General features: G+C 54.9%; 8 protein-coding genes. 5 read left to right on the forward strand and 3 right to left on the reverse strand.

Annotated elements, in window-relative coordinates; all coding sequences use genetic code 11:
- Positions 1–32 precede the first annotated feature (32 nt).
- The gene (locus WIH05_RS02710) at positions 33–1478 is read right to left on the reverse strand and encodes a M20 family metallopeptidase (protein ID WP_022274510.1); all 1446 of its coding nucleotides are present in this window, start codon (positions 1476–1478) and stop codon (positions 33–35) included.
- A gap of 253 nt (positions 1479–1731) precedes the next feature.
- On the opposite strand from WIH05_RS02710, the gene WIH05_RS02715 reads away from it, so the two are divergent.
- A complete protein-coding gene (locus tag WIH05_RS02715; RefSeq protein ID WP_158358322.1) occupies positions 1732–2202 on the forward strand; it encodes a hypothetical protein in 471 nt (156 codons plus the stop codon).
- Positions 2203–2283: 81 nt separating this feature from the next.
- Here WIH05_RS02715 and WIH05_RS02720 read toward each other — a convergent pair whose 3' ends face one another.
- Positions 2284–3564: an L-serine ammonia-lyase, iron-sulfur-dependent, subunit alpha gene (locus tag WIH05_RS02720; RefSeq protein WP_022274509.1), complete on the reverse strand. Its 1281-nt coding sequence runs from the start codon at positions 3562–3564 to the stop codon at positions 2284–2286.
- Positions 3565–3577: 13 nt separating this feature from the next.
- Positions 3578–4759, reverse strand: coding sequence for a MalY/PatB family protein (locus tag WIH05_RS02725; protein WP_022274508.1), 1182 nt, complete (start codon positions 4757–4759; stop codon positions 3578–3580).
- A 207-nt stretch (positions 4760–4966) separates the two neighbouring features.
- On the opposite strand from WIH05_RS02725, the gene WIH05_RS02730 reads away from it, so the two are divergent.
- From WIH05_RS02730 to WIH05_RS02745, 4 genes are all read left to right on the forward strand, one after another.
- Complete coding sequence (locus tag WIH05_RS02730; RefSeq protein WP_022274507.1) at positions 4967–5809, forward strand: M55 family metallopeptidase; 843 nt, start codon at positions 4967–4969, stop codon at positions 5807–5809.
- 94 nt (positions 5810–5903) lie between these two features.
- Positions 5904–6500: an XRE family transcriptional regulator gene (locus WIH05_RS02735; RefSeq protein WP_022274506.1), complete on the forward strand. Its 597-nt coding sequence runs from the start codon at positions 5904–5906 to the stop codon at positions 6498–6500.
- 13 nt (positions 6501–6513) lie between these two features.
- Complete coding sequence (locus WIH05_RS02740; protein ID WP_022274505.1) at positions 6514–7512, forward strand: membrane dipeptidase; 999 nt, start codon at positions 6514–6516, stop codon at positions 7510–7512.
- 22 nt (positions 7513–7534) lie between these two features.
- Positions 7535–7696, forward strand: a complete 162-nt coding sequence (locus WIH05_RS02745; protein WP_337424936.1) for a hypothetical protein — start codon at positions 7535–7537, stop codon at positions 7694–7696.
- The last annotated feature ends 22 nt before the right edge of the window (positions 7697–7718 follow it).

Below are 7718 nucleotides of genomic sequence, written 5' to 3' on the forward strand. Positions count from 1 at the left end.
GCCCCTCCGGCGTCCGTGATATAGTCCGCGTTTTATTTTGTCATTCCGATGGCCCTGGGCCTGCATCCGTCCGGGATCGGGCAGTGATAGGTATCTCCCTCCAGCGTCTCCTCCATCTCAGCCCATGCCTCTTTGATGATCTCCGGGTCCTCGATCAGATCCACAGCGGCTCCCGCCATAGCCTTGGCCGCGTAGATCAGTCCCTTATGGGCCAGTCCGCTCTTGCCCTGGGAGACCACCTGCCAGGAATGGCCCGGCGTTCCTGCCGCCCATGTGGCCACATATGCCTGGGCGGTTGGGCAGTTCCAGCTCACATCGCCCACATCGGTGGAGCCAAAGGACATGATCCCCACCGGATCAAAGGGTGCCACGAACCGGTACATGGCCTCGCCTCTGTGGGCCAGCACCTCTTTTTTCGTCTCCTTATCGCAGGTCTTCGCCACCTTTTCAATGGACTCATAGCAGCTTTCTCCCACGCTGTCGTGGATGGCCTGGGCCAGCTCCATTTCTTCCTTTGTATACTCCGGCGCGCCAAGCTCCGTGAGGTTTTCCCACAGCTTCTTTGCGATCACCTTGTTGCTCACCAGGTTGGAGCAGCCCTTCACAAAATCGATCTCCACCCGAGTCTCTGTCATATGGGCCGCGCCTTCCGCGATCTTATTGACACGGCGGTAGATCTCCTCCACCTGTTTATTCTTCGGCGCACGGATCAGATAAAGCACCTCTGCATAGGGCTGCACCACATTGGGGGAATAGCCGCCGGTGTTTGTGATGGCGTAATGGATCCTGGCCTCGGGGACCACATGCTCCCGGAGGAACTGAACGCCCATGTTCATTAACTCCAGAGCATCCAGGGCGCTCCTTCCCAGATGAGGGGCTCCGCCTGCATGGGCGCTGGTACCATAGAATTTATAGGCCACCTGGTAGTTTGCCAGGGAGCTTCCTGTATCGGCCCGGGTCAGATCGCCGGGATGCCAGGTAATGGCCGCGTCAAGGCCGGAAAACGCGCCGCCCTTGGCCATAAACGCCTTGCCGGAGCCGCCTTCCTCGCCGGGACAGCCAAAATAGACCACTGTACCGGATTTTTTTGTCTCCTCCAGATATCTCTTAAGCCCTAAGGCCGCAGACAGAGAAGCCGCACCCAGCATGTTGTGGCCGCAGCCATGGCCCGGAGCGCCTGCATGGAGCTGCTTCTTTTCCGTGGCCCCTGCTTCCTGGTCCAGACCCGATAATGCGTCAAACTCTCCCAGGAAGCCGATCACCGGTTTCCCGGAACCAAAGGTACCCTTAAAGGCCGTTTCCACGCCTGCCAGTCCCTCTTCCACCTGAAAGCCCTCTTTTCTCAGCAGCTCGCAAAGGACCTTCATGGACTGATGCTCTGTAAAAGCAGTCTCTGCACATCCCCAGATCTGGTCGCTGGCCTCCAGGATCTCCGCCGATTTTTTGTCAATTTCCTCCCATACTGTCTGTTTTCCCATAGTCGTGTCACCTTTCCTTGAAAAATTCGCACCATTTGTTCTGAATATCTATATTTTACCATTATTTGCAAATACCGTCAATTCTTTTCGGACTTTAAGGCCGCAAAAAAGCCGCAAAAAAAGCCCCTGGGGCAGGAGCCGGAGGGCTGCCGGAGACGGAAAATCTCCTTGCACTTTTATGTAAGGAATGCTATACTTATACAAGCAATGCCCTGCAAAGAGGGCGAACGTGAAGACAACTGGAGGTATACCCATGAACTGGAGCATCGTAATGAACGTCCTTTTCGTAGTCCTCATCATTGCAGCCATCGTGCTCGGTGTTCTGTACTACTTTGGACGAAAGCTGGAGAAACGTCAGGTTGAGGCCCAGGCCACCATCGACGCCGCCAAGCAGGTGGTAACGCTTATGGCCATTGACAAAAAGAAACTGAAGCTGAAGGAAGCCGGACTTCCGGCCATCGTTTATGAGCAGACGCCCTGGTACGCCAAGCGCGCCAAGATCCCGGTGGTAAAAGCTAAGATCGGTCCCAGGATCATGACCATGATCGCCGATGAAAAGGTATTTTTACAGCTTCCCTTAAAGACCGAGGCCAAGGTCGTGATCAGCGGTATGTACATAACAGAGATCAAAAGCGTCCGCGGCGGGATCCCGCCTCTGCCGGAGAAGAAGAAATTCTTAGACCGGTTCAGAAAGAAAAAGGACGATCAGAAAAAGAACGCATAATAAAAGACAGCGCATCATCCGGAGGAGATCTCCAGGTGATGCGCTTTTTATTTTCGCGGGCAGCGGGCCAGGGTCTGGCCCTTACGCCCGGCCCTTTTCCTGCAGGATATCCACGATGGTCTTCTCTGTTCCCGTCATGCCCGGCGAGGCGATCTCACCCATATGGCGCATGGTCTCCTCCGGCGTACTGCCGTTGATGCCATGGATATCGTCGATGAAGATCCCGTTCATTCCCAGCTCTGCGGACTGGAACGCCGCGTCCACAGCCACAACGCCCTTCATGGTACAGCCCTTATTCCCGCCGTGGCAGATCATTCCGGTGATGCTGCTGGCCATGTTGTTGATGGTCTTTGCCATCATCTGATCGTCGCCGCCCCACAGATAGACCAGGGCGCAGGCCATTCCCGTTCCAGCCGCGATCCCGCAGCCGCAGAAGGCCGATAATTTGCCGGAATATTCCTTAATATACATACAGATCAGATAACTAAGCGCCGTGGCCCGGTACAATGCCTCATCCTCCAGCCCCCGGATCTTACATACGCCGTAAAGGGGCATGGTGGCGATGATCCCGTGGGCCCCGGAGCCGGTGATGCTCATGGCCGGCCGGTCCAGTCCGATGACACGGGCCTCGATGGCGGCATTGCAGAGAAGGGATGCCGTTTTCTGCTCATCGGAGGAAAGGATCTGTCCGCCGTTCTTTTTCAGGAGATGACGGGCATAGGTGGTCCTTTCGTTCTTTAAGCCCTCTTCAAACAGGGCGTAGTTCATGTCATAGGCGGCCTTTATGAAGGAGATCTCTTCTGCCGGGACCGTTTTCGCATATTCATAGATCTGCCTCAGGGTATAATTATGGATCAGAGGCGTTTCCTCTGCGGCCTCTGCCGCCTGGGGCTCCTCCCGGTCCAGGATGGTTTTTCCGTTTGCTTCGATCCGTACCACATTGGTATGGGAGTCCCGGATCCGCACCATGGCTTCGCCGTCTGCGGTCTTTACCTGGGCCTCAATGAAGATCCGGCTGGTGATCCCGTTCATTTCCACATGGATCCTTCCGGCCTTCACCAGGGCCTCTGCCGCCGCATTGTCCGCTTCTGTCACATCGGCCAGGCTCTCCAGCTCCTTTTCCGGTCTCCCGGCCACGGCTCCCAGGGCAGCCGCATATTCATTTCCGAAAAACAGGCTGTTGGGGATCCCGCAGGTGTAGGCATTCTTATACATGCCGCTGTTTAATAAGAGCCGGACCTCCTTAAGCTCTCCCGTAAGATAGGATCTGGCTCTGGAGACTGCGTATGCAATGGCCCCCGGCTCTGTAACTCCCAGGGCCGGACGCATATCGTCTTTGATCAGTTTTGTAAGTTCATGCATGATGTTTCCTCCCTTAATGAGCCAGCTCATTGACGGCCCGTTCCAGCTGCCCCAGGGCCTTTTCCAGAGTGGCCCTTGGACACGCTGCGTTTAACCGCATAAATCCGCTCAGGGCCCTTGTGAAATCAGAGCCCGGATTCAGTCCCAGACCGGCCTTTCTGATCATAAACTCCTTAAGCTCCTGGTCTGTCATATTGAGCTTCCGGCAGTCCAGCCACACCAGGTAGGTGGCGTCGGGGATATTGGCCCGGATCAGCGGGATCCTTGTGTCAAAATATTCCTTAATATAATCCAGATTTCCGGATATGTATTCCAGAAGCTGCTCCAGCCACTCCTCGCCCTCATTTAAGGCCGCTTCCATGGCCACGGAGCTGAAGGCGTTGTTCCGGTGGATGTCCATGCCGCCCCAGTAGGAATCGAACTTCTTCTTCATTTCCAGACACGGGAACACGGTGGTGGACGCCTGGAGGCCGGCCAGGTTAAAGGTCTTTGTGACAGAGATACAGGTGATCACCTTTTTATCTGCTCCCGGTGCGGCAAGGACCGCCGGCGTATGCTTTTTCCCATGGAAGATCAGGTCGGAATGGATCTCGTCGGAAACCACCAGCACGTCGTTTTCAAAGCAGATCGTAAGCATCCTTTCCAGTTCTTCCTTCGTCCATACCCGTCCCAGGGGATTGTGGGGATTGCAGAGGATGAAAAGCTTCACCTCCGGGTCCTTTGCCTGTCTTTCAAAGTCTTCAAAGTCCACTTCCCATACGCCGTCCCGCTCCAGGAAGTTATTCTGCACCAGGGTCCTTCCGGTATTTTCTGTGATATCGAAAAATTCCGGGTACACCGGCGGCTGGATCAAGACCTTTTCTCCCTTTTGGGTAAACAGCTTGATGATCCCCGCCAGGGCCGGGACCACTCCCAGGCTCCAGCTGCAGAGAGACGGATCAAACTTCCAGCCGTTTCTTCTCTCCTGCCAGTCTGCATACGCCTTAAAATAGCTGTCCGGCCGGGAGGTATAACCCCAGATCCCTTCCTCCGCTTTCTTTTTGCAGGCGTCGATGATGGGCTGGGCCGTCTTAAAATCCATATCTGCGATCCATAAGGGGATCACATCGTCTGTACCAAAATTTTTCACGCGCTCATCGTATTTGGCGGAGCGGTTCTGGCTTCTGTCCACGGGCTCGTCAAAATTATATTTCATTTTTTTACCTCTGCTTTCCCTGGATATTTTAAGGGCTGTTCCGGAGTCGCCTCCATTTTTTAACTTACAGTATAATATTACTCATAGTATAATTATTTTTGTTAATTCTGTCAATATATTGACTTTATTTTATTATAGTTTTATAATGTTTCAACATAGAGTAATCTCACTACAAAATATATCTACGCATTCTTAAGGAGGATTATCATGAAAATCTTTATTTCTGTCGACATGGAAGGTATGGCAGGCATCACGTCTCCGTCCCAGGAACGGGAAGAGACAGTTTCTTTCCGCCGGGCGCTCCATAACCAGGTCCGCTGGATCATTGAAGGGATCCAGGCCTCTGAAAAAAATGGAGAGGTTGAGGAGATCACCATTGCCGATTCCCATGGAAGCGGAAGAAACCTTTCCTATGATGAACTGAGCCAGATGGATGACCGGATCAGCCTGGTCAGCGGCTCCCCGCGCCCGCAGTATATGGTGGCCTGTCTGGATGAGACATATGATGTGGCGTTCTTTGCCGGATACCACGCCGGCCCCGGAGAGATCTGCGCCAATATGGATCACAGCTTCTATGGAAAGGTCGTTTCATGCCTGAAGATCAATGGAGCCTATATGAACGAGACCGTTACCAACGCCGCCATTGCCGCCTCCTATAAAGTACCGGTGGGACTGGTCATCGGCGATTCCGGTCTGCGCAGGCAGCTGATCGATAAGGAAATGATGCCCTGGGTAAAATTTGTGACCACAAAAGAATCCCTTACCCGCTATGCGGCAAAGTTCCAGCCCCAGAGAAAGCTCCGCGAGGACACCATCTGTGCAGTGAAGGAGGTCCTGGCATCCGACTTAAAGAATCTCCCCCTTTACGAGACAGCCGTTCCGGCCGTTCTGGGCATTGATTTTAAATCAACAGCCATGGCCGATGCCGTTGCCCTGACTCCGGGCGTAAGACGCTTAAGCGGCACTGAGGTGGAGATCACCTGCGCCGATATGAAGGAACTGGCCTGCGGGATCTCCGCACTCACAAGTCTCTCCGGAACCGCCAGCTAAGGGTCCCGGAATCTTTATCCGGCTGCCCGGTCCCGCAGGAGGACGCCGCCAGAAGCAGCCCATGACCGGCATATGAAAGGGGGAAATCTGAACCATGTATGGAAATCGGATCCGGGAAGCCCGGAAGAAAAAAGGAATGACTTTGAAACAGGTCGCAGACGCGACCGGATATACCATCGGGCATATCTCCCAGATCGAACGGAATCTGAAATCTCCGTCGCTTTCTGCCCTGAGAAAGATCGCCGCCTGCCTGGAATGCTCTGAGGTCTGGCTCATCATGGGCGGATCCGACGACGCTCCCCTGGCACAGGCAGATGGAGAAGGCGGCTCCCGGGAATCCTTTCTGATCCGCAAAGAGAACCGGATCCCCATGAAGATCCCCGAGATCGATGTCTCCTACTCCATCTTCACCCCCTCCCGCCTCCCGGACGGAAGGGAAGCGAAGATCACCGGTCTCATGGTCCGTGTACAGCCGGGCCACTGGGTCACAGAGCGCATGATCTCCCACAGCACATACGATGAAAGCCTTCTGCTTTTAAAGGGAGAGATGGAGCTCCACATGGACAACAGCGTATACACGATCCATGAGGGCGACAGCTTCTATATTCCCAGCGGCAGCCTGCACAACTATATGAACCGATCAAAGGAAGAGGCGGTCATCGTCGTCTACTTCTCACAATTAGTATACTAAGGAAGCTGTAACTATGAAATACATCATTGACGGACATTATGATATTCTCATGGACGTGGCCGCCCGCCGGAAAAAAGGCGAGCGCCAGGTCATCCGGAGGCGTTACTATCCCGCCTTCCAGAAGGGCGGCGTGACCGGTATCGTCGCCTCCATTTTTGTGGACAGCCAGTACCTGCCTTATGGGGCCCTTTCTGTGGCCATGGAGCAGATCTCGGCCCTCCACTGCGAGATCGAGGAGACCCCGGACCTTCTCATGCTCTGCACCAGCGCAGACGACTTCCTCCGGGCCGCCGAAACCGGACGGATCGGCTTTCTTCTCTCCTTTGAGGGAGCAGAGCCCGTTTCCTCCTGCCTCCTGCTCCACGGCTTTTATGCCGCAGGCGTCCGTGGACTGGGCCTGGCCTGGAGCCGCAGAAACGCTGCGGCTGACGGCTGCGACTTTTCCGGCAGCCTGAAAAAAGGCGGCCTTACGGAGTTTGGCCGGGAGCTGGTGAAGGAAGCCGAAGACCTTCATATGATCCTGGACCTCAGCCATTTAAGCGACGAAGGGGTGGAGGACGTGCTCTCCATCACCTCCTGCCCGGTGATCGCCTCCCACTCCAACTCCAGGGCCGTTGCCGGCAGCAACCGGAACCTGACCGACTGCCAGATGCGGGAGATCGCCAGCCGCGGCGGAACGGTGGGAGTCAACGGGTGCAGTCTCCTGACCGCCGGTCCCGGTGTTTCCCCCGACCAGAACGGACTGACCGCCCATCTGGATCATATGACAGAGATCATGGGAGAGGACCATGTGGCCTTTGGCTTTGATTTCTGCGACTCATTTTTTGCGGACGACCTGTCCTCGTCCACGGACCAGATGCCGGAGCGCCCCTTTGATATCCTCTCCGGAGCCCATGAGGACCTTCCGGCCTTCCTGGACCATTTAAGGCAGCACGGGTATACAGAAAGCCATCTGGCAAAGCTGGCCGGGGAAAACTGGCTCCATACCTTCCGTCACATTTTAAAACACTGATATTTCTGAAAGGATACGACCAATGAACACAAATGTAAGCAAACAGCTCGATGATCTTTTCCGCGTATGGGACAACGGCCTCTGCCCGGGAGCCCAGGTGCTGATCCGCCAGCACGGCGAAACGGTTTATGAAAAATGCTTTGGCTACGGAAAAGTACAGTTTACAAGGGACTACACAGGGTAGGTATCTGACGGGAGGGGTGCCG

Source organism: Alitiscatomonas sp., from assembly GCF_037242085.1.
Taxonomy (GTDB): Bacteria; Bacillota; Clostridia; order Lachnospirales; family Lachnospiraceae; genus Alitiscatomonas; species Alitiscatomonas aceti.